The sequence below is a fragment of the Aeromicrobium sp. Leaf350 genome, from assembly GCF_916858655.1.
Lineage (GTDB): Bacteria > Actinomycetota > Actinomycetes > Propionibacteriales > Nocardioidaceae > Aeromicrobium.
This window is the reverse complement of the sequence record NZ_CAKASL010000002.1, coordinates 1-21,605: the sequence shown is the minus strand read 5'-3', so window position 1 is coordinate 21,605 and position 21,605 is coordinate 1. Positions and strand designations below refer to the sequence as shown.

The following is a 21,605-nucleotide window of genomic DNA, read 5'->3' as shown; positions in this document are numbered from 1 at the left end:
GCACATGGGTCTGTTCACGAAGAAGCCCCGGCCGCTCGCGGTGCGGTACGAGGCGAAGGCCACAGACGGCGGCCTCGACCAGGTCCTGACGATGACCAACAGCACCGACCACGACCTGGTGCCGGTGCTGCGGTTCCGGCCGTTGGACTTCTACGGTCGCGAGCTGCCGCTGGTCAACGTGACGTCGCTGCAGGGGCTCACTCGCGGGCAGGTCGTCGTGCCGTCGAACTCCGCGACCCGCGACGTGCTGCGCTTCGACGGGCCCGGCTGCCGGTCGGTGCGCTTCGTCGACACCGAGGTGCTCGACCTCGTCGAGATCGAGGTGCTGGGCCTGGAGTCGCAGCCCACGACCGTGATGGTCGACCTCGACAAGAAGGCGACGGCGAACCCGAAGGACTTCTGGGGTGTGGGCGTCGCCAACGCCAACGAGGCCGAGATGCAGGTCCGCGTCACGCTGATCGAGCTCGAGCCCGAGCACACCGACCCCAAGCTGCGCGACGCCCCGCGCCAGGCGCTTGACTGGGTCAGTCTCGAGGGCGACGTCACGCTCGCCGCGAAGGACCACGACGTGGTCTGGCTGCCCGAGGACGTCCGCGGGAAGTACCACGGCGTGCTCGGCTCCGTCGCCGCTCCCCCGCTCGACTGACTCCCGCCTCCCGGTCACCGCGTCGGACTCACCTCTGCGGAAGTGGCTCCGTCACGTCGGCGACGCGAGCGTCGAGCGCGCGGATGACGTCAGCAGCGTCCACCGTGGCGGCCACCCCGTGCGCGCCACCGCCCAGCGAGATCGTGCCGACGACCCGGGAGTCGGCCACGACCGGCCAGGCCGTGGTCGATCCGAACGGCGTGATCGTGCCGCGCTCGTAGCCGGTCGCCTCCAGCGCGACCTCGGCCGGAGGCATCGACAGCCGCGAGACGTCGAGCAGCTCGCGCAGCTTCGGCCACGAGATCTGGCGGTCCCCCGGCACCAGCACGAGCAGGTAGTCGTCGTCAGCCCGTCGCACGACGAGGGTCTTGACGATCTGCGACGCGTTGACGCCTCGCACCTCGGCCGCCTCCGCAAGCGAGCGCACCGGCCCGTGGCGCGTGATCTCGTGGGCGATCCCGGCAGCCTCCAGGGCGGCCCGCGCCCGCTCCTCGCTCATACGCCGAATCGTAGGCCGAGCGATTGCCAAGAAGTCTTTGCAAAGATACCTTTGCGATCATGCGCACGCAGACCGTCGAGGGGATCGACACGCTCAAGGCCCTGGCCCACCCCATCCGGATCACGGCGCTCGGCGAGCTGCGCCGCAACGGCCCGGCCACCGCGAGCGAGCTCGCCCGCACGCTGGACGAGTCGAGCGGCTCGATGTCGTACCACTTGCGACAGCTCGAGCGCTTCGGGTTCGTGACCGACGACGTCGCCCGTGACGGGCGCGAGCGACGCTGGCGCGCGTCGGCCCAGCTGACCGAGCTGCCGGCGGCGCTGACCCGGACCGACGAGGGGCGCTCCGCCCTGGCCGTCGTCCGCGGGGTGCAGCAGGAGCACCTCGCGCGCCAGCTCGCCGCCCTGGACGCTGCTGGTGCTGCCGCCCGACCCGATCTGGGCCACTCCGACTACCTCCTGCGTCTGGACGACGCCGACCTGGCCGAGCTCGTCCAGCGCCTGAGCGACGTCGTGCACGAGTACCTGGACCACGAGGGCGAGCACGCCGTCGCGCTCCACGTGCTCGCGCTCCCGGGTGACCGATGAGCCTGGCCGGCCGCTTCCTCACGCTGCTGGGCCTGCGGTGGTTCGCGACGGGGCTGATCATCCCCGTCGCGACGCTGCTGCCCCTGGAGCGCGGACTCAGCCTGGCCGAGCTGGGCGTCGCGATGGCGGCCCAGGGCGTCGTGGTGCTGCTGCTCGAGGTGCCGAGCGGCGCCCTCACCGACTCCTGGGGGCGCAGACCCGTGTTCCTGCTGTCCGCCCTGGTCGCCGCAGCGGGGTACACGCTGACCCTGACGGCGGGCTCCACCCTCGCCTTCGCCCTGGCCTGGGCCGTCAGCGGCGCCTTCCGCGCCCTCGACAGCGGGGCGCTCGAGGCCTGGTTCGTCGATGCCGAGAACGCCCGGGGCGCCGCGCACGAGGTGCCGTCGGGACTGGCCAGGGCGGGCAGCGTCATCAGTGGCGCCATCGCGACCGGCGCCCTGCTCACGGCCGGTCTGCTCGCCGTGGCGCCGTGGTCGACCGGCACGACGCTCGCGGTGCCCTTCGTGCTGGCGATCGTGGTGGTGCTCGTGCAGGGCGTGGTCGCGGCGGTGCTGATGGAGGCCGCTCCCCCGCGTGCGGGATCGACCGGTGCCGTCTGGGCGTCGGCGTTGCGCGGCGGCGTGTCGCTCGTGACTCGGCCCGGTCTCCGGGGCCTCGCGGCGGCGATGGTGGTCGCCGCGGTCGGCGTGGTCGCGCTGGAGACGTTCATGCCCGTGCGGCTCGCCGAGCTGAGCGGCGACCGGGCCGAGGCCGCGGCCCGCATGGGTGTCGTCGCTGCGGCGGCCTGGGGCCTGGCCGCCCTCGGCTCCGCGATCGCCGCCCGGGTGCTCCGCCGCTGCGCACCGCGGCCGGTGGCGGTCGTGCTCGTCACGATCGAGGGACTCGGCCTGCTCGCGATGTCACTCGCCGCAGGCCCGGAGCTCCTGGTCGCCGGTTACTGGCTCGGCTACCTCGTGCACACGGGTTTCGGCTCGACGTACAACGCGCTCGTGCACGCCCGCGTCGACGACGCCCACCGCGGCACGGCCCTGTCGATCACCTCGATGGCCTTCCTCGGGTCCGCCTCGCTCGGGGGCGTCCTGCTGGGCCTGCTCGCCGAGCACACCTCGCCCTCGAGCGGCCTCCTCGCCGGTGCCGTGGCCATGGCCCTCGCCGCCGTGATGATCGCCGCCTCCACCCGCTCCTCACGAGACGTGGTCGCTCCGACCCCGAGATCCGCCTGATCCCGGGGTCGGAGCGACCACGTCGTGCGGGAGGTGGGGTCAGCGGCGAGGCTCCCAGCGGAAGTACTGAGCGGCGAGCGCGACGGCCACGACGACCCAGGCCGCGGTGGGCGCGAGCAGCAGCAGCGAGTCACCCACCGCCGTGCCGCCGTTCCAGGCGTCGGTCATGAGCTCGGTCGCGGAGCCGCCCGGCAGCAGACGCTTCAGCAACGTCAGCTCCTCGGTCCCGCTGATGCCGACCCAGCTCGCCACGGCGATCGTGCCGAGGCTGACCGGAAGGGTCGTGACCTGGGCGTGCTCCGGCGAGTTCGTGAACCCGGCGGTCGCCAGGCCGAGTCCCAGCATCATCGCGAGCGTCCCGACCACGCCGGCCGCGAGCAGCCCCAGGTTCGCGGGGGTCTCGGCCACGTACGAGAAGACGCCGAGGATCCCGACGATCTGCACGGCGGCGATCACGGCCGCCGGGACGACCAGGCCGGTCAGGATGCTCCCGTCGCCCGCTGCGGTCGAGCGCAGTCGCTTCAGGAACAGGTTCTGCCGACGCGAGGCGAGCGTCGTGACCGTCGTCGTGTAGAGGCCGAACGCCCCCACGGTGAACACGATGATCGCCGCGATGTAGCCGAGGCTCGCGAGGTCGGCGAAGGTCTCGTGCTGGTAGACGAAGTAGGCGCTGACCGCGATCGGCATCACGAAGCTCGTGATGAGCACGGAGCGGTTGCGGAAGATCTGGATCAGCTCGGAGCGGGCGATGGAGAGCATGGCGGAGGGTCCTTTCGGGGACGGGTGGGAGAGGGCGACGGCCGCGGTCACGCGGGATCGGCGCCGATGGCGCGGAAGACATCGTCGAGGCTGGTGGGTCCGGCGTGGAGCTCGGCGAGATCCAGACCATGGCCGTGCGCCCAGTCGAGCAGCACGCGCAGGTCGGACTGCAGCTGGAAGGTCTCGACCGTGAAGGCCCCGCCGGCCTGCGACGCCGTCGGGATCGGGGGCGCAGGCGCGCCCTCCGGCAGGCGGAAGCCGATCACGGCCGGCAGCGTCTGCGTCAGCTCGGCGACGGTGCCCTCGCGGTGGAACGAGCCGCGGTGCATCAGGCCGATCCGGTCGGCCCGCTGCTGCGCCTCCTCCAGGTAGTGCGTCGTCAGCACGATCGTGGAACCGTCCTCGCGGAGGCGGTCGACCGCGGTCCAGAGGTCGTCGCGCGACTGGATGTCGAGGCCCGTCGTGGGCTCGTCGAGGAAGATCAGCTCCGGGCCGCCGTAGACCGCGGTCGCGAAGTCGAGCCGCCGCTTCTCGCCGCCGGAGAGCTGGGAGACGCGGGTGTCGGCCTTGCGCTTGAGGTCGACCATGTCGATCACGCGGCCGACATCGTCGCTGCGGCGGGTGAGCCGACCGATCAGGCCGACCGTCTCGGTGACGGTGAGGTCGGGCGAGAACCCGCTCTCCTGGAGCATGATCCCCATCCGCGAGCGGACGGCGCGGCGGTCGTCGGGGCTGTGGCCCAGCACCGAGACGGTGCCGGAGGTGGCCCTGCGGTGGCCCTCGATGATCTCGAGCGTGGAGGTCTTGCCCGCGCCGTTGGTGCCGAGCAGGGCGTAGAGCTCGCCGCGACCGACCTGGAAGGACAGATCCTTGACGGCGTGGAAGTCGCGGTACGCGAGGTTGAGCTGGTGGACGTCGATGACGGGTGTGGTGGACATGACTCCATCCCACCGAGATCGAGCCGCCGCCGTCAGTGGGACGACGTCACGACCTGACCATGACGCAGCGTCACTGGTGGCCGGCGGCACGGCCCCGAATACTGGACGGGTCCGCACCGCCCCCACCAGGGAGACACCGATGACCGATCCGCTCCGCCGCGACCCGCTCGTGGTGCGGACGCCGGGTCCGGTCGACGACGTGCGGGCCCAGGCCCGACTGCGCTCCCTGAACCTGACGATGCTCCTGCCGTTCATCGCGGCCGCGGGGGTGCTCTCGATCGGGCTCGACGCCCGGGGACCGCTCGACGTCGTGGTGCTCGGGGCCGGGGTCCTCGCCGGGCTCGCCGCCTTCGTCCGCTGGATCAGCAACCGCCTCACGAGCCGTCTGGCCGTACCGCTGGTGGTCGTGGCGGCGGGCGTCTGGGCCTACGGCGCTCTGGTCGCCGACGCCGGCAGCGCGATCTTCGGCTTCACGCTCGTGGCGTCGCACGTCATCCCGCGCCTGCCTCGCCACCACCTCGCGGTCGCGGTCGCGGCGGTCTCCTACGTGCTCGGGATCGGTGTGCTGCGTCTCCTGCTCGAGGACGAGATCCTGCGCGCCGACCTCCTGACCTTCGTGCTGTTCCCGGCCGGCATCACGGCCGGTGTCATCGGACTCATGTTCCCCAACCAGCGGTTCTACGACGTGGTCGCCGACCTCGAGTGGGCGCTGGACCGTGAGGCCGAGCTGGCCGTGGCCCGCGAGCGCGTCCGCTTCGCCAGCGACCTGCACGACATCCAGGGCCACACGCTCCACGTCGTGAAGCTCAAGATCGCCCTCGCCCAGCGGCTCCTCCACACCGATCCCGCCCAGGTCGAGCAGGAGCTCCGCGAGACGTACGAGCTCGTCGGCGACACGATCACGCAGACCAAGGAGCTCGCCCACGCGCAGCGCCGCCTCAACCTCACGGCCGAGCTGGAGAATGCGAAGAACCTGTTCGAGGCCGCCGGCATCCGGGTGCGCGTCGAGCGCGCCGAGGACGCCGATCCCCGGGTCAGCGAGCTCCTCGCCCAGGTGCTGCGCGAGACCACGACCAACGTGCTGCGTCACGCACGCGCCGACCTCGTGCAGATCACGCTGTCGGCCGAGGGCATCGCGATCGTGAACGACGGGACGGACCTGACGTCGGTGCCCGAGCTCAGCGGCCTCGGCACGTTGCAGCACCGCGTGGCCGACGCCGGCGGCGAGCTGCGCGTCGACGTCGAGCACGGTCGGTTCTCGACCGTCGCCCGGTTCCCCACGGCGTCAGGGGCGGCGCGATGACGAGCGTCGTGCTCGCCGACGACGAGGTCCTGCTGCGGAAGGCGCTCGCCGCCCTCCTGCCGATCGACGGCGACGTGACGGTGCTCGCCGAGGCGGTCGACGGCACCGATGCGGTGCGCGCGACGCTCGAGCACCGCCCCGACGTGCTCGTGATCGACCTCGAGATGCCGGGCCTGGACGGCCTCGGCGCGGTCGAGCAGGTGCGCCGCGAGCTGCCGGAGCAGGTCGTCCTGATGCTCACCCGTCACGCGCGGCCGGGCGTGCTGCGCCGCGCACTCGCCCTGGGCATCCAGGGATTCGTCAGCAAGTCGGCCGAGCCGGCACACATCGCCTCGGTCGTCGGGATGCTGCACGCGGGCAAGCGCTGGATCGACCCGGAGGTCTCGGCGATGGCGGTCATGGACGACTGCCCCTTGACCGACCGCGAGCTCGACGTGCTGCGCGTGACCCGCGACGGCTACTCGGTCGCGGAGATCGCGGCGCAGCTGCACCTCGCGGAGGGGACCGTGCGGAACTACCTGTCGAACGCGATGCAGAAGACGCAGACGAGCACCCGGCACGCAGCGGCGCGCTACGCCCGCGAGCACGACTGGCTCTAGGAGAGGAACTCCGATGCAGGACGAGACACTGATCGTCGAGGACGTCATGCTGTTGCTGCTCGACGACAGCTCCGGGGCGATCGCCGGCGCCGGCACGCTGCACTACGTGCTCGGCGGGGCCGTGCTGGTCGACCTCGCCCTGCGGGGCCGCGTCGAGATCGACGAGCAGGAGAAGGGCTGGCGCAGTGCTCTGAACGGGCCGCTCGTGCGTGCCCTCGACGGGGACCCGATCAGCGATCCCGTCCTCCGAGAGGCCCTCGAGACCGTCGACGAGAAGCCGCAGCGGGTCATGCCGCTGCTGATCGGCATCGGGGCGAACCTGCGCGAACCGGTCATCGACCGCCTGGTCGAACGGGGACTCATTCGGCGCGAGTCGGGCCGCTTCCTGCGCCTGTTCCCCACCACGCGACTGCCGGTGGCCGACGGCCGCCACGAGAGCGTGATGCGGCGGCGGGTCGCGGACCTGCTGGAGGGCGGGCCCGTGCAGGACGCGAGGACGGCGGCGATCGCGGCGCTGGTGTCGGCCAGCGGCGTCCACCGTCGCGGTCGTGACGAGCACGACGACCTGAGGTCAGGCGTCTCTGCTCAGAGGGAGGGGAACCAGAGCGCGATCTCGCGCGCGGAAGACTCCTCGGAGTCCGAGGCGTGCACCAGGTTCTCGCGGTTCGAGAGCGACAGGTCGCCGCGGATCGTGCCCGGGTCGGCCACGCGGCCGTCGGTCTTGCCGTTGAGCAGGCGCACGACGGCGATCGCCTCGTCGCCCTCGAGCACGAGCGAGACCAGCGGACCGGACACCGCGAACTCGCGCAGCGGCGGGTACCAGGGCTGCTCGACGTGCTCGGCGTAGTGCGCGTCGGCCATCTCGGCGTCGATGGCCCGGTGCTCGAGAGCCACGATCGTGAGCCCCTTGGCCTCGTAGCGGCCGAGGATCTCCCCGACCAGGCCACGGCGGACGGCGTCGGGCTTGATGAGGACGAGGGTGCGCTGGCTCATGACGGTTAACGTAGCGGGCATGTCCGGAGGCCCCAGCAGCAGCCAGACGCCCTGGTGGCGTAACGCCGTGATCTACCAGGTCTACCCGCGGTCGTGGGCCGACGCGGACGGCGACGGGATCGGCGACCTGCCGGGCATCACGGCCCGCCTCGACCACCTGGCCGCGCTGGGCGTCGACGCCGTGTGGCTCTCGCCGTTCTACACCTCGCCCCAGCACGACGCGGGCTACGACGTGGCGGACTTCCGCGACGTCGACCCGATCTTCGGCACCCTCGAGGACGCCGACGCCCTGGTCGCCCGCGCCCACGACCTCGGGCTGCGGATCGTCGTCGACATCGTGCCGAACCACACCTCGAACGCACACGTGTGGTTCCAGGCGGCGCTCGCCTCGCCGCCCGGCAGCCCCGAGCGCGCCCGATACCTCTTCCGCGAGGGCCGTGGCGAGCACGGCGACCAGCCGCCGAACAACTGGCAGAGCATGTTCGGCGGTCCCGCCTGGACCCGCATCGCCGAGTCCGACGGCACCCCCGGGCAGTGGTACCTGCACCTGTTCGACACGTCCCAGCCCGACCTCGACTGGACCAACCCGGAGGTGCACGACGAGCTCGACGACGTGCTGCGGTTCTGGCTCGACCGTGGCGTCGACGGGTTCCGGATCGACGTGGCCCACGGACTGGTCAAGGCCGAGGGGCTGCCCGACGGTCCCGCGGAGTTCGACAGCGCGAACGAGCCGACGGCCCTGCAGCCCATGTTCGACCAGCCGGGCGTGCACGACGTCTACCGCCGCTGGCGACGCCTCGTCGAGGAGTACGGCGTTCCGGGCGAGGACCGTGACCGGATCCTGTGCGCCGAGGCCTGGGTGCTGCCCCTGGAGTCGCTGGCGAAGTACGTGCGCCCCGACGAGCTGCACCAGTCGTTCAACTTCGCCTTCCTCATGACGCCGTGGCTCCCCGACGACCTCCGCGCCTCGATCGACGAGGGCCTGGCGGCCGTGGCCGAGGTCGGTGCGCCGCAGACGTGGGTGCTCTCGAACCACGACGTCGTGCGCCACGCGACCCGCCTGGGCTACCCCCAGCAGCCCGGACACCTGCGCATCGAGGGCATCGGGGCCGACGATCCGCAGCCCGACACCGCCCTCGGCCTGCGTCGGGCCCGCGCGGCGACCGCGCTGATGCTGGCGCTGCCCGGGTCGGCGTACCTGTACCAGGGCGAGGAGCTCGGACTGCCCGAGGCCACGCAGCTGCCGGACGAGGCGCGTCAGGACCCCACGTGGGAGCGCTCCGGCCACACCTCCCGCGGCCGTGACGGCTGCCGGGTGCCGATTCCCTGGGAGGCCGACCTGCCGTCGTACGGATTCGGCCCGAGCGGTGCGTCGTGGCTGCCGCAGCCCGAGGCCTACCGCGAGCTCGCGGCCGACCGGCAGGACGGCGTGGACGGATCGACGCTCGAGCTCTACCGCGCCCTGCTCCGGCTCCGGCGTGAGCGGGGGCTCGGTCGCGGCACGCTCACCTGGACCGACGGTTACGGTCCGGACGTGCTGGCCCTCGAGATCGCGAGCGACGTGGGCCCGACCCTCGTGCTGACCAACCTCGGGCCCGAACCGGTCCCCGTTCCGGACCACCTGGAGGTCGCGGTCGTCTCGGGCCCCCTCACTGCGGACGGCGCCGTCCCGACCGACACGACGGCGTGGTTGCTGAGCGGTACCTGATTCCGTTCGTGGCCCCGACCAGTCGCTGACCTGCACCGATGACCGCGCTGTTGCGGGTGTCTTCAGGCGGCGTTAACGTGCGATGACCGTGACGGGGAGCACACCCGGTCGCGGAATCGGGGAGGGAACCATGGACGCTCGTCATCCACGACGACGCCGGGGACTGGCCGTCGCGGCCTGCCTCGTGCTGACCGGCACGTTGCTCACGGCCTGCGGTGGAGGCGGCGGCAAGCCGACGCTGAACTGGTACATCAACCCCGACGGCCAGGACACGCTGAACCAGCTCGCCGAGGACTGCAGCACCGACGAGTACGACATCGAGATCCAGCTGCTCCCCTCCAGCGCCACCGACCAGCGCACGCAGCTCGCTCGCCGCCTCGCGGCCGGCGACAGCTCGACCGACCTGATGAGCCTCGATCCCGTGTTCGTGCCGGAGTTCGCCAGCGCCGGTTGGCTCGAGCCCTTTACGGGCGACCTCGCCGACCAGGTGCTCGACGACGACGTGCTCGAGGGCGCGGCCCAGACCGTGCAGTGGGAGGACGAGGTCGTCGCCGCTCCGCAGTGGTCGAACACGCAGCTCCTTTGGTACCGCAAGTCGCTGGCCGAGGCCGCCGGGCTCGACATGACCAAGCCCGTCACGTGGGACCAGGTCATCGACGCCGCCGCGTCGCAGGACGCCACGGTCGGCGTGCAGGCCAACAAGTACGAGGCCTACGTCGTCTGGATCAACGCCCTCATCCAGGGCGCCGGCGGCGACATCCTCGATCCCGACACGGTCGAGGACGGCCGTGACGCGAAGGTCACGATCGACTCCGACGCCGGCAAGGCGGCCGCGGCCGTCATCCAGAAGCTCGCCGACTCCGGGGCGGCGCAGGCCGACTTCACGACCTCCAACGAGGGCACGAGCCTCGGCCAGATGTACCCCGAGGACGGCCCCGGCGAGTTCATGACGAACTGGACCTTCGTCTACCAGAACTACGCCGGCCAGGTCGGCGACCCGGGCGGTCCGGCCGACGAGAGCCAGCTCGAGGACCTCGGCTACACGCGGTACCCGCAGACCGAGGCCGGCGAGGAGTCGCGGCCCCCCATCGGCGGCATCACGATCGGCGTCGGCGCCTACTCCGACAACCTGGAGTTCGCCCAGGAGGCAGCCGCCTGCGTGACGAGCCCGGAGGCCCAGACGGCGCTCGCGGTCAACGAGGGCCTCATGCCCTCGCGCCAGTCGGTCTACGACTCCCCCGAGCTCGCGGAGGCCTACCCGGCCGACCTGCTCGACCTCTTCAGCCAGAGCGTCGACACCGGCGGTCCGCGTCCGCAGAGCGCGTACTACAGCCAGATCTCGAGCGCGATCCAGTCGCGCTGGCACTCGCCGACCTCGGTCGACCCGGACACCACCCCCCAGCGGTCGGCCGAGTTCCTCCAGGCCGTCCTGAGCGGAGAGGCGCTGCTGTGAGCGTGATGACGAAGCCCACCAAGGACAAGGGCAGGGCGAAGGCGGCCAAGCCCGTCGAGTCCGAGCGGTCGCGGGCCGAGACCAACCTGGCGCGCAAGCTCGTCGCCCCTGCGCTCGTGCTGATGCTGCTGGTCACCGCCTTCCCGATGCTGCGCGCGCTGTACCTCTCGCTGTTCAGCTACTCGCTCTCGGCGCCGGACGACCGCGAGTTCGTCGGGCTCTCGAACTACGGCACCGCGCTGAGCGACCCGTTGTTCTGGCAGGACACCGGCAACACCGTGCTGATCATGGTCGTGACGGTCTTCTTCGAGCTCGTGATCGGCTTCGCCTTCGCGCTCGTGATGCACCGCCTGATCTTCGCCCGCGGCGTGGTGCGCACCTCGATCCTGATCCCCTACGGCGTCATCACCGTCGTGTCGGGCTTCGCCTGGCAGTTCGCCTTCTCCAACAACAACGGCTTCGTCAACGGCTGGCTGCCGTTCATCGGCGATGACTTCAACTGGTTCGCCCAGTACGACTCCTCGATGATCGCGATCATGGCGTCGGAGATCTGGAAGACGACGCCATTCATGTCGCTGCTGCTGCTGGCCGGCCTCGCGCAGGTCTCGGAAGACATGATCGAGGCCGCCAAGGTCGACGGCGCCACGTGGTTCCAGCGGCTGTTCAAGGTGATCCTGCCGAACATGCGCGGCGCGATCATGGTGGCCGTGCTGTTCCGCGCCCTCGACGCCTACCGCATCTTCGACAACATCTTCGTGATGACCGCCGGCGCCAACGGCACCGAGTCCATCTCGTTCCTGACGTATCGGCAGGTGGTCGAGCAGTTCCAGCTGGGCATCGGCTCAGCCCTGTCGGTGCTGCTGTTCCTCTCGGTGCTCGTGGTGGCGTTCGTCATCGTGAAGCTGTTCCGGGTCAATCTCGCCGACGCCAGGCAGGAGAGCTGACATGGCACTGACAGGGAAGAACAAGGAGCGCGCCCAGCGCGTGGGCATGGGCGTCGGCGTGGCGCTCGTGCTCGGGTGGTGCCTGCTGCCGGTCGTCTGGATCGTCTCGCTGTCGTTCAAGTCGCAGCAGGCCGTCACGAACGGCAGCCCGGGCTTCCTGCCGGCCGACGGCGGCGGAGCCGGGTTCGACAACTACCGCCAGGTGCTGCAGGACGGCGACTTCCTGCTCGCCATCCGCAACTCCGCGGTCGTCTCGCTCAGCGCGACGATCCTGTCGGTCGCGATCGCTACGCTCGCGGCGTACGCGATCGCGCGCCTGGAGTTCAAGGGCAAGAAGTTCGTCCTGACCACCGCGCTCGTGATCGCGATGTTCCCGGTGGTCTCGCTCGTGGGCCCGCTGTTCGACATGTGGCGCACGATCGGCCTCTACGACACCTGGTACGGCCTGATCATCCCGTACATCTCGTTCACGCTGCCGCTCGCGATCTGGACGCTCTCGGCGTTCTTCCGCGAGATCCCGTGGGAGATGGAGCAGGCGGCGCAGGTCGACGGCGCGACGTCGTGGCAGGCGTTCCGCAAGGTCATCGTGCCGCTGGCCGCACCGGGCGTCTTCACCGCCGCGATCCTGACGTTCTTCTTCGCGTGGAACGACTTCGTCTTCGGCATCTCGCTGACCTCCACCGAGAACGCCCGCCCCATCCCCGCTGCACTGTCGTTCTTCGTCGGTGCCGATCCGTTCAACCGGCCGGCGTCGCTGCTGGCCGCGGGTGCGGTGGTCGCCACCGTCCCCATCGTCGTCCTCGTCCTGTTCTTCCAGCGCAAGATCGTCGCCGGCCTGACCGCCGGCGCAGTGAAGGGTTGATCCATGGCCACCATCGAGATGAAGAACATCGTCAAGAAGTACGGCGACGGCTTCCCGGCCGTGAACGACGTCAGCATCGACGTCGCCGACGGGGAGTTCCTGATCCTGGTCGGCCCGTCGGGCTGCGGGAAGTCGACCCTGCTGCGCATGATCGTCGGCCTGGAGGACATCTCCGGCGGCGACATGGTGATCGGCGGCAAGCGGGTCAACGACCTGGCTCCGCGCGACCGCAACCTGTCGATGGTGTTCCAGAACTACGCCCTCTACCCCCACCTGTCGGTGTACGAGAACATCGCGTTCCCGCTGCGCCTGCAGAAGCGGCCGGAGAAGGAGATCGACGAGAAGGTGCGTGAGGCGAGCAAGACGCTCGACCTCGACGAGCACCTGGAGCGCAAGCCGGCCAACCTCTCGGGCGGTCAGCGTCAGCGCGTCGCGATGGGTCGTGCGATCGTGCGCGAGGCCGACGCGTTCCTGTTCGACGAGCCGCTGTCGAACCTCGACGCGAAGCTGCGTGGCCAGATGCGCACCGAGATCGCGCGCCTGCAGAAGAAGCTCGGCATCACCACGGTCTACGTGACGCACGACCAGACCGAGGCCATGACCCTGGGCGACCGCGTGGCTGTCATGAAGCGCGGCATCCTCCAGCAGCTCGCCACCCCGCGCGAGCTCTACGAGCAGCCCGTCAACCTGTTCGTCGCCGGGTTCATCGGCTCACCGCCCATGAACTTCCTGCCCGCGACGGTCGAGAACGGCCAGGTCACCCTGCCGTTCGGCACCTTCCCGCTGCCGGCGGCCAAGGCCGAGCGCACCGAGGGCAAGGGCCTGCTGATGGCGGGCATCCGGCCCGAGCACTTCGAGGACGTCTCGGTCATCGGCGCCGACTCGGTCGACCAGGCCCGCACCTTCAAGGCCACGATCGACGTCCGCGAGTGGCTGGGCGACCAGCAGTACGCCTACGTGCCGTACGAGGCCGAGCCCCAGGTGCAGGACCAGCTGCGCGAGCTGGCCCGCGAGTCCGACGGCGAGTCCCTGCGCACCCAGCTCGTCGTGTCGCTCGACGCGGCCAGCAAGGGCGAGGACGGCGAGCACACCACGCTGTTCATCGACACCGACCAGATGCACCTGTTCGACCCGTCCTCCGGCGAGAACCTCACCGTCAACGCCTGACCCCGTCTCGGTCAGGTGTTGACGCTCAGGGCTTGGGCTTGCGGGCCTTCTTGCCCTTGCTGACCTGGGCCATGATCTCGGTGCTCCACTCGTGGTCGCGGATCAGCGTGTACCGCTCGCACGCGACGCGGAGGTACGCCTCGGCGGGCCGCTCGTGGGCGCCGCGCACGCCGGCCTCCTCGATGAGCTCGACGACGGGGCAGAACTCCTCCTCGTACCACCGGCGCGCCATCGTGGCCTTGTCCATGTAGGCGCCCTCGGCGTGCATCTGCCGGGCCGCCCAGGCCTCCACGTTCTCGGCGATCTCGCCGTACTGCACCGGGTGGTCGACGGCCACGGCAGCGCGGGCCTCCCCCGTGAACGGCACGCGCTCCAGCATCAGGCGACGCCAGTGCTTGAGCTCCAGCTCGTCGCGGGCCCCGACGCCCACCGGGGTCAGCAGCGTGTCGACGGCCGTGACCCGCGCCTCGATGAGGTTCACGCCCAGGCTGCGCGCGACCGAGACGCGGTGGTGCCCGTCCTGCACGAAGTAGTAGTCGCCGACCTGGTAGACGTCGATCGGCGGGATCTCCTCGCCCTTGCGGCTCGCGCGGGCGAGTCGTTCCCACCGCTCCCGGCTGCGGGTCGACGTGGGCCGGAACCGGCGGTCGAAGTCCTTGACCTTGTCGACCGAGCCCACGATCGCGTCGAGTGGGATGACCTTGGTGCCGACGTAGTGCTCGCCGCGACGCCCCAGCGCCGCGACCACCTCGTCGAACGACATCGACTGCACGACGTCCTCGGTCTCGCCCCGCAGGCGGGCCGCGAGGCCCGAGAGCACCTGATGCCGGCGCGCTCGCAGGAAGTCGCTCTCCGCGTCGACGCGCGGGGATCCGCTCTCACGGGGCATCTCACACCTCCAGGAGTCGCCAGGGCACCACGTTGGTGATGGTCGTCGGCCCGACGTGGCGGTCGGGCCGGGGAAAGCCGTACGGGTGGATGTGCCCGTGCACGTGCCAGCGCGGCTCGAGGGTCGACAGCAGGCCGTGCATCGCGTCGACCCCCACGTGGGTCGGGTCGTCCTCGTCGCCGAGCCCACGGGGCGGGGCATGCGTCAGCAGGACGTCGACGGGGCCCGACCGGCGGGCCCGACGCGTGAGCCGTCGCGCACGGCGTGCGTACTCGCGCTGCGTGTACTGGTTGGGCCCTCGGTTGTACCGGACGCTCCCACCCAGCCCCGCGATGCGCAGACCGGCCGCCTCGACGACGCGTCCGTCCGCGTTGACGCCTCCGTGCGGACGCACCCCGTCGATCGGGTCGCCGCCCCACGCGGTGCGACCGGCGACCGCCGGGTCGTGGTTGCCCGGCACGAACACGACCGGGACGTCGAGGCAGGACGAGAGGAACTCCAGGTAGTCCCACGGCAGGTCCCCCGCCGCGAGCACCAGGTCGGGTCGCAGGGACCGCACCCCGACGTCGTCCACACGGGGTGCCACCTCGTCGGCGACGGCCAGGACCCGGACCATGCCGTCGACACTAGACCCGCGAGGCACGAATTCGGTATTTGTCCCGAACCCGTCAGGGCCGAGCTCGTCGCCCGCGGGTCAACGGCGCGAGCTCCCAGTGCTCGGGCGACCGTAGTTCCAGACGAGGAACAGAACGAGGGTGCCGAGGAGCACGATCGAGCCCGCCTGCTCCCAGTCGGGTCGGTCGTCGACACCGACGAGGTGTCGCACGTAGACGTAGGCGTAGGTCAGGATCGTCATCTCGATCCAGTGGACGATGATCCCCGGGACCGTGGTCCAGCTGCGGGTCGGGTAGTGCATGGGCCCTCCTCGTGCTCAGGAGCGATCGTCGGGGAGCGGGCGTCGGTAGATCACGCCGAGCAAGCAGGCCAGTGTCGTGAAGAGCAACAGCTGACCGCAGAGGGACCAGTTCATGGCGTCGTCGATCCCGATCGCCAACCGCGCACCGATGAAGGCGAGCGCGAGGACGGCGAGGACGAACCACTGGAAGGCGTAGCTGCGTACGACGCGAGAGCTGGAGTTCATCGTTGATCTCCTGGCGCCACGGTCTCAGGGCGATCCCCGAGAACCTGATGCAGCGGACGGTAACGGCAGGTTGGCCCCGCGGGTCACACCTCGCCGGCGAGCGGACCCTCGTCCGGAGTGTCCTGCTCGGCCTCGGCCGTCCAGCGGGCGCGGTCGTCGTCGATCGTGCGGCCCAGGAAGTAGGCGCCGAACCAGAGAGCGGCGAACAGCGCCCCGACGAAGAACATGGCGGGCGTCAGGAACCCCAGGGCGATCGCCGCGACCTGCAGGGCGTGACCGAGCACCAGCCCGCCGGGCCGGCGCAGCATGCCCGCGACGAGCAGGCACGCGACGCAAAGGCCGAGCCCGAGCCACAGCGCGAGCGACCGGTCGACGTCGTCGACCGTGATCATGACCGGCACCGACAACCCCAGCAGGATCGCCTCGAAGCACAGCATCGCGGCGCACAGCCGGGCCCTCATCGGTCGCCGTCCACCGGTCCGTCGAGCGTGTGGCCCAGCAGGGTGCGAGCCTCGCCGACGGTCACGACCGAGCCCGTGACGATCACGCCACCGCTGCCGATCGCGTCCTCGAAGCCCTCGAGCGCCTCGGCGAGCGACATCGCCCGCACCAGCGCGTCGTCGAGCTGGGGCAGCACCGTGACGCGGTCGTCACCCAGGACGTCGCGCGCGATCTCGCCCAGCTCGGCGGCCGGGAGGCAGCGAGGCGACGAGTTCTGCGTGCAGACCAGGTGGGCCACCGCCCCGTCGAGCACGCGGACGATCTCGTCGACGTCCTTCTCGGCCATCACGGCCGCGACTCCGATCAACGGGCTGAAGGTGAACTCCTCCGAGACGGCCGCGAGCGCCGCCTCGAGCCCATGCGGGTTGTGCGCGGCGTCGAGCAGCACCGTGGGGCTCCGGCGCACGACCTCGAGCCGGCCGGGCGACGTGACCGAGGCGAACGCCGTGCGGACGATCTCGGCGTCGAGCTCGCGAGCACCCAGCAGCGACTCGACGGCGGCGAGCGCCACAGCGGCGTTGCGGGCCTGGTGTGCGCCGTGGAGCGGCAGGAAGATGTCCTCGTACAGGCCTGAGAGGCCCTGCAGGTCGATCTGCTGACCGCCCAGGGCGGCGAGGCGGGCCGCGACCCCGAAGTCGACGCCCTCACGCACGAGCGTGGCACCCACCTCGGCCGCTCGGTGCCCGATGATGTCGAGCACCGCGTCCTCCTGCTCGGCGACGACCACTCGGGAGCCCGGCTTGATGATGCCGACCTTCTCCTGCGCGATGTCCTCGGGTGTGTCGCCCAGGTACGACGCGTGGTCGACCGCGATCGGCAGCACGACCGCGACGTCGGCGTCGGCGACGTTCGTGGCGTCCCACGCCCCGCCCATGCCGACCTCCACGATCGCGACGTCGACGGGCGCGTCGGCGAAGGCCGCGTAGGCCATGCCGACCGTCATCTCGAAGAACGACAGGGGGTGCGGCTGGGAGTCGTCGACGATCTGGGCGTAGGCGGCGACGTCGGAGAAGGCATCGACGAACTGCTCCTCCGTCAACGGCTCGCCGTCGAGGCTGATGCGCTCGGTCATCGACTGCAGGTGCGGGCTCGTGAACCGTCCCGTGCGCAGCTCGAGCGCCTGCAGCAGCGCGTCGATCATGCGGCTCGTGGAGGTCTTGCCGTTGGTGCCGGTCAGGTGGACGATCCGGTAGGACTGCTGGGGGTCGCCGACCAGGCGGCACAGCGCGGCGATGCGGTCGAGGGACGGCTCGAGGCGCGTCTCGGGCCAGCGCCCGAGGAGGGCGTACTCGACTTCGGCGAAAGTAGGTCTCATCGCCCTCAGTATCGCAGCCGGGGCCAGGGTGTCCGGCCCTCAGGGACGCCTCAGGGAAAACACCCATCGCCAACGGTCGGTCCGGACCGCCATGATGATTCCGACCTGCACCGCCGTGGGCGTGCAGCGTGCCGACAAGGATCCTCCATGACCAGCTCCCCCACCACCTCCGACAGCCCGACGACCTCGCGGCGCCGCACCTGGATCGCCGTCGTGGTGAGCCTCGTCCTGGCGTTCGCCGTGCTCGGCAGCTTCGCCTCGCTCGCCGGCAAGCTGGGCGGCGTCCAGGACAACGACATCGCGAGCTGGCTGCCCGGCGACGCCGAGTCGACGCAGGTCATCGAGCGCACCGCCGGGTTCTCCAACGACGACGAGTCCCCCGCGATCGTGGCGTTCGTGCGCGACAGCGGCATCACGGCCGACGACGTCGTGGCCGTGCGCGACGCCCAGGCCGAGCTGCAGGACTTCGACGAGAACGTCGTGGGCGACATCGTCTCGCCGGCCTTCGCCAACCTCACGCCGGCGGACTTCCAGACGCTCACCACCGCCCCCGCCAGCGGGATCTCCGACGACCTCCTGCAACGCCTGACGTCCGACGACGGCAAGGCCCTCCAGCTCATCGTGACCTACCGCATCGACGACACCGCCGGTTTCGAGGAGCTGCCCGACGCGATCGACGAGATGCGCGAGATCGTCGAGTCGCACGCGACCGGCGGCCTCGAGGGCTACGTGGGCGGGCCGCTGGCCTTCGGGGCCGACCAGGCCACGGCGTTCGCCGGCATCGACGGCATCCTGCTGCTGGCCGCCCTGGGCGTGGTCGTCGTGATGCTCCTGCTCACCTACCGCAGTCCGTTCCTGTGGCTGATCCCGTTGCTCTGCGGCGTCCTGAGCGTCGGCGCCGCCGAGGGGGTCGTGTACCTGCTGGCGCGGTACGCCGACCTCACGGTGAACGGCCAGAGCGCCGGCATCCTTGCGGTGCTCGTGCTGGGCGCCGGCATCGACTACGCCCTGCTGCTCGTTGCCCGCTACCGCGAGGAGCTGCGCAACTTCGAGCACCGCCTCGACGCGATGAGCCACGCCCTGCGTCGTGCGGCGCCCGCGATCGTCGCGAGCGGCCTCACCGTCGTGATCGGACTGCTCTGCCTGAGCTTCGCGCAGATGAACTCCACCGCCGGCCTCGGGCCCGTCACGGCGGCCGGCATCGTCGTCGCGCTGCTCGTGATGCTGATCGTCCTGCCCCTCCTGCTCGTGATCTTCGGTCGCTGGGTGTTCTGGCCGTTCATCCCGCGCTTCGGTGACACCCGGGAGGAGGGCTCCGGCCTGTGGGGCCGGGTCGGCACGAAGGTCGCCAAGCGTCCCCGTGCCGTGTGGGTGACCACCTCGGCTCTGCTCGGCCTGGCCTGCTTCGGCATGTTCCAGCTGAACTCCGGGGTGCTCGCGAACGCCGACACCTTCACGACCGAGCAGCCCTCGATCGTCGCCGACGAGGTCATCGCCGAGCACTTCCCGGCCGGCGAGGGCTCGCCCCTGCAGGTCGTGGCGAGCTCCGCCGACGCGGCTGAGGTCGCCGAGGCCCTCGACGGCGTCGACGGGATCGAGCCGATCTCCGACGCCGCTCCTGCGGGTGCGCCGGAGAGCGCCTCCGGCCTCGTCGACGGCGACGTCGTGTACTTCGAGCGCACGCTCGCCTCGGCGTCCGACACCGATGCCGCCTACGAGACGGTCGACCGGGCCCGCGACGCGGTGCACGCCGTCGACGGTGCCGACGCGCAGGTCGGGGGCATCTCGGCGATCAGCCTCGACATCCGCGAGGCCTCGGCCGCCGACAACCGGCTGATCATCCCTCTGATCCTGGTCGTCGTGCTGCTGGTGCTGGGCGTCCTGCTGCGCTCGATCATGGCGCCGCTGATCCTGCTGGCCACCGTGGTGCTCTCCTTCGGGGCCGCACTCGGCATCAGCGCCCTGGTGTTCCAGCACGTCCTCGACTTCGCCGGCACCGACACGTCGTTCCCGCTGTTCGCCTTCGTGTTCCTCGTGGCCCTGGGCATCGACTACAACATCTTCCTCATGACCCGGGTCCGGGAGGAGTCGATCAAGGTCGGCACGCGCCGCGGGGCGCTGATCGGGCTCGCGGCCACGGGTGGCGTCATCACGTCAGCCGGGCTGGTGCTCGCCGGCACGTTCTCGGCGCTCGCCACCCTGCCGATCGTGTTCCTCGCCCAGCTCGGCTTCGTCGTGGCCCTCGGCGTCCTGCTCGACACGATCATCGTGCGGTCCGTGCTCGTGACGGCGCTGACGCTCGACGTCGGACGCTGGATGTGGTGGCCCAGCCACCTGTGGCGCACCGACGGCTCGAACCACGTGGCCGACCCGGCCCACCCCGCCGATCCCGTCGACGCCGAGCACGCCGAGGCCGCCCCCGAGCACAAGGCCTGACCCGCCCGCGGTTTCCCACGAGACCGCTCGAATCCCGCATCGAGCGCACAAAGCTTCGTGTGCTCGATGCGGGATTTCTGGGTTCACCCAGGAAGTTTTCGACGGTCTCGTGGGAATCCGGGGGAGGTCAGGCGGGAGGGAGCGCGGCGGCGATCCGGCTCGCCTGCCAGAGGGCGAGCGAGTGCATCTCCGCGAGCGTGTAGCTCGAGTGGGGGTCGACCGAGGCGCCCGGCCGGAAGGCGCAGACGACGTCGTCCTGGTGACACAAGGAGATGGTCCGCGAGGCCGCCCACGACGGGAGCGGGGTGTCGATCTCGGGCGAGAAGTCCCGCCAGATGCCGTCGACGTCCGCCACCCCGGGCCCGGCAGGCTGGTCCGAGGTCTCCCACAGGGTCCCGGGCGCGCCGACCGTGCGTCCGGGGTTCGCCAGCAGGACCACCCCGGCGATGCGGTCCTGCTGCTCGACCCGGGTCAACGAGTCCAGCACCAGGTCGATGACGAGCGCACCTTGCGAGGTCCCGAGCAGGACGAACGAGGAGTCCGGGCACCGAGCGGACTCGGTCGCGAAAAGCTGGCCCAGCTTGTCGACGCCGTCGTAGACGCTCGCCAGGTAGGCCTCGTAGCCCACGCGCGGGTCGTACGACGGGGCCCGCAGGGCCAGGTACTGCACGGCGAGGTAGCTCACCGTCGTCGACGGACGTGAGACGGCCAGCTCCTCGGCGATCTTCGTCGCGGCGACGTAGTTGTAGGGGCCGAATCCGCTGGCATCGGAGTCGAACAGCGGGGGCACGGTCGGGTCCGGGCTGTCCGGCAGCTCTCCCGACCCCCGCGCTCCCAGGAAGACGACGTCGGCGCACGTCGTGGCCGCCGGGGTGGCCTGGGGAGCGGCGAGCGCGGGCCGTGCCGGCGCCGTGTACCCCGACCACGGGATCACGCGCACGCTCAGACCTTCGACCGCGATGCCGGTGCCGTACGGAGCGGGCCCGCTGGTCGAGCCCCAGTCGACGCCGCGGGCGTCGAAGGCGAAGTCGGACGAGATGCCGACCTGGCAGTCCCTCACCGACCCCGAGAACGAGCCGTCGACCGGTCCGACGGCTCGGATGCACTGTGTCGACCCGGAGATCGCCGTCGTCGTGAGGTCGAGGACCGGGAGGGCGCCCGTGGTGCCCGTTGCGGTGATCGCGGTGTCGGCGAAGGCCACCCGCGTGTGCTGCAGCGCCAGGGCGCCGGTCGACCGCACGCTCAGACCGAGATGGTCACCTGCTCCCGCTGCCGTGGCGGTGCCGTCGCCGTTGGTGTCGCCGGCCGCGCCGTCATCACGGTCGGAGGTGATCGCCACGGGTGAGGCAGCGGTCCCTGGGGCGGCGAGGGTGCCGTCGACGACGATCGTGCGTCCCGATCCCAGCTTCACCACGGTGCCGGGCAGCAGCGTGAGCGTCGCGCCGGCAGCCACGGTGACGTCCCCCGTGACCCGGTAGACCTTCGCTCGGTCAGGACCCCACGTCGTGTCGGCGGCGATCGTGCCGCTGACGTCCTGCACCGAGGGAACCGCAGGCGCGACGGCGGTGTAGGTGAAGGTCGAGGTGCTCACCACGGCGCTGGTGCCGGCCGAGGTCGTGACCCGCACCGCCACCGGCCCCGC

At 71.0% G+C, this 21,605-nt stretch carries 22 protein-coding genes and 1 pseudogene; 12 read left to right on the top strand and 11 right to left on the bottom strand.

Annotation, left to right across the window (positions count from 1 at the left end):
* Nucleotides 1–4: 4 nt before the first annotated feature.
* Complete coding sequence (locus LO931_RS08940) at nucleotides 5–646, top strand: hypothetical protein (RefSeq protein ID WP_229053164.1); 642 nt, start codon at nucleotides 5–7, stop codon at nucleotides 644–646.
* 28 nt (nucleotides 647–674) lie between these two features.
* On the opposite strand, the gene LO931_RS08935 is transcribed toward LO931_RS08940, so the two are convergent.
* Nucleotides 675–1,145 carry an aminoacyl-tRNA deacylase gene (locus LO931_RS08935; protein ID WP_229053163.1) on the bottom strand — a complete coding sequence of 157 codons (471 nt, stop codon included), beginning with the start codon at nucleotides 1,143–1,145 and terminating at the stop codon, nucleotides 675–677.
* Between the two features lie 59 nt (nucleotides 1,146–1,204).
* On the opposite strand from LO931_RS08935, the gene LO931_RS08930 reads away from it, so the two are divergent.
* Together LO931_RS08930 and LO931_RS08925 are read left to right on the top strand one after the other, a co-directional pair.
* Nucleotides 1,205–1,732, top strand: coding sequence for a helix-turn-helix transcriptional regulator (locus LO931_RS08930; RefSeq protein WP_229053161.1), 528 nt, complete (start codon nucleotides 1,205–1,207; stop codon nucleotides 1,730–1,732).
* Nucleotides 1,729–2,955 carry an MFS transporter gene (locus LO931_RS08925; protein ID WP_229053159.1) on the top strand — a complete coding sequence of 409 codons (1,227 nt, stop codon included), beginning with the start codon at nucleotides 1,729–1,731 and terminating at the stop codon, nucleotides 2,953–2,955. Before LO931_RS08930 ends, LO931_RS08925 begins: the two co-directional genes overlap by 4 nt.
* 39 nt (nucleotides 2,956–2,994) lie before the next feature.
* Here LO931_RS08925 and LO931_RS08920 read toward each other — a convergent pair whose 3' ends face one another.
* Both LO931_RS08920 and LO931_RS08915 read right to left on the bottom strand, forming a co-directional pair.
* Nucleotides 2,995–3,714, bottom strand: coding sequence for an ABC transporter permease (locus tag LO931_RS08920; protein WP_229053157.1), 720 nt, complete (start codon nucleotides 3,712–3,714; stop codon nucleotides 2,995–2,997).
* Nucleotides 3,715–3,761: 47 nt separating this feature from the next.
* Nucleotides 3,762–4,652 carry an ABC transporter ATP-binding protein gene (locus LO931_RS08915; RefSeq protein ID WP_229053155.1) on the bottom strand — a complete coding sequence of 297 codons (891 nt, stop codon included), beginning with the start codon at nucleotides 4,650–4,652 and terminating at the stop codon, nucleotides 3,762–3,764.
* A gap of 139 nt (nucleotides 4,653–4,791) precedes the next feature.
* On the opposite strand from LO931_RS08915, the gene LO931_RS08910 reads away from it, so the two are divergent.
* From LO931_RS08910 to LO931_RS17630, 3 genes and pseudogenes are all read left to right on the top strand, one after another.
* Complete coding sequence (locus LO931_RS08910) at nucleotides 4,792–5,955, top strand: sensor histidine kinase (RefSeq protein WP_229053153.1); 1,164 nt, start codon at nucleotides 4,792–4,794, stop codon at nucleotides 5,953–5,955.
* On the top strand, nucleotides 5,952–6,554 hold the full coding sequence (locus LO931_RS08905; protein WP_229053151.1) for a DNA-binding response regulator: 603 nt from the start codon (nucleotides 5,952–5,954) through the stop codon (nucleotides 6,552–6,554). Before LO931_RS08910 ends, LO931_RS08905 begins: the two co-directional genes overlap by 4 nt.
* A 13-nt stretch (nucleotides 6,555–6,567) precedes the next feature.
* Nucleotides 6,568–7,089 (top strand): annotated as a pseudogene (locus LO931_RS17630) (GPP34 family phosphoprotein); the annotation flags it as partial.
* Nucleotides 7,090–7,139: 50 nt separating this feature from the next.
* Here the strand turns inward: LO931_RS17630 and ndk are convergent.
* Nucleotides 7,140–7,547: a nucleoside-diphosphate kinase gene (gene ndk / locus LO931_RS08900; RefSeq protein WP_229053149.1), complete on the bottom strand. Its 408-nt coding sequence runs from the start codon at nucleotides 7,545–7,547 to the stop codon at nucleotides 7,140–7,142.
* A 19-nt stretch (nucleotides 7,548–7,566) separates the two neighbouring features.
* Here ndk and LO931_RS08895 point away from each other — a divergent pair, with 19 nt between their 5' ends.
* The 5 genes from LO931_RS08895 (at nucleotide 7,567) to LO931_RS08875 (ending at nucleotide 13,681) form a co-directional block, all read left to right on the top strand.
* Nucleotides 7,567–9,255: a glycoside hydrolase family 13 protein gene (locus LO931_RS08895; RefSeq protein ID WP_229053148.1), complete on the top strand. Its 1,689-nt coding sequence runs from the start codon at nucleotides 7,567–7,569 to the stop codon at nucleotides 9,253–9,255.
* 130 nt (nucleotides 9,256–9,385) lie between these two features.
* Nucleotides 9,386–10,708: an extracellular solute-binding protein gene (locus LO931_RS08890; protein ID WP_229053146.1), complete on the top strand. Its 1,323-nt coding sequence runs from the start codon at nucleotides 9,386–9,388 to the stop codon at nucleotides 10,706–10,708.
* Nucleotides 10,709–10,713: 5 nt separating this feature from the next.
* Nucleotides 10,714–11,652, top strand: a complete 939-nt coding sequence (locus tag LO931_RS08885; RefSeq protein WP_229054270.1) for a carbohydrate ABC transporter permease — start codon at nucleotides 10,714–10,716, stop codon at nucleotides 11,650–11,652.
* A 1-nt stretch (nucleotide 11,653) separates the two neighbouring features.
* Nucleotides 11,654–12,514, top strand: a complete 861-nt coding sequence (locus LO931_RS08880; protein ID WP_304523505.1) for a carbohydrate ABC transporter permease — start codon at nucleotides 11,654–11,656, stop codon at nucleotides 12,512–12,514.
* 3 nt (nucleotides 12,515–12,517) lie between these two features.
* Nucleotides 12,518–13,681 (top strand): ABC transporter ATP-binding protein, encoded by a 1,164-nt coding sequence (locus tag LO931_RS08875; protein ID WP_229053144.1) that lies wholly within the window; start codon nucleotides 12,518–12,520, stop codon nucleotides 13,679–13,681.
* A 25-nt stretch (nucleotides 13,682–13,706) separates the two neighbouring features.
* Here LO931_RS08875 and LO931_RS08870 read toward each other — a convergent pair whose 3' ends face one another.
* The 6 genes from LO931_RS08870 to LO931_RS08845 all read right to left on the bottom strand — a co-directional run bounded on the left by LO931_RS08870 (nucleotide 13,707) and on the right by LO931_RS08845 (nucleotide 17,527).
* Nucleotides 13,707–14,570, bottom strand: coding sequence for a ParB N-terminal domain-containing protein (locus LO931_RS08870; RefSeq protein ID WP_229053142.1), 864 nt, complete (start codon nucleotides 14,568–14,570; stop codon nucleotides 13,707–13,709).
* Nucleotide 14,571: 1 nt separating this feature from the next.
* A complete protein-coding gene (locus tag LO931_RS08865) occupies nucleotides 14,572–15,186 on the bottom strand; it encodes a metallophosphoesterase (protein WP_229053139.1) in 615 nt (204 codons plus the stop codon).
* Between the two features lie 78 nt (nucleotides 15,187–15,264).
* On the bottom strand, nucleotides 15,265–15,486 hold the full coding sequence (locus LO931_RS08860) for a hypothetical protein (RefSeq protein ID WP_229053137.1): 222 nt from the start codon (nucleotides 15,484–15,486) through the stop codon (nucleotides 15,265–15,267).
* A 15-nt stretch (nucleotides 15,487–15,501) separates the two neighbouring features.
* Entirely contained in the window at nucleotides 15,502–15,711 is a 210-nt protein-coding gene (locus LO931_RS08855) for a hypothetical protein (protein WP_229053135.1), read from the bottom strand.
* Nucleotides 15,712–15,794: 83 nt separating this feature from the next.
* Complete coding sequence (locus LO931_RS08850; protein WP_229053133.1) at nucleotides 15,795–16,172, bottom strand: DUF4233 domain-containing protein; 378 nt, start codon at nucleotides 16,170–16,172, stop codon at nucleotides 15,795–15,797.
* Nucleotides 16,169–17,527: a folylpolyglutamate synthase/dihydrofolate synthase family protein gene (locus LO931_RS08845; RefSeq protein ID WP_229053131.1), complete on the bottom strand. Its 1,359-nt coding sequence runs from the start codon at nucleotides 17,525–17,527 to the stop codon at nucleotides 16,169–16,171. The genes LO931_RS08850 and LO931_RS08845 overlap by 4 nt, the downstream gene beginning before the upstream one ends.
* Before the next feature lie 147 nt (nucleotides 17,528–17,674).
* Between LO931_RS08845 and LO931_RS08840 the strand changes: the two genes are divergently transcribed.
* Nucleotides 17,675–19,963: an MMPL family transporter gene (locus tag LO931_RS08840; RefSeq protein ID WP_229053125.1), complete on the top strand. Its 2,289-nt coding sequence runs from the start codon at nucleotides 17,675–17,677 to the stop codon at nucleotides 19,961–19,963.
* A 127-nt stretch (nucleotides 19,964–20,090) separates the two neighbouring features.
* Here LO931_RS08840 and LO931_RS08835 read toward each other — a convergent pair.
* The coding region (locus LO931_RS08835) for a cutinase family protein (RefSeq protein ID WP_229053123.1) at nucleotides 20,091–21,605 on the bottom strand (1,515 nt) is incomplete at its 5' end.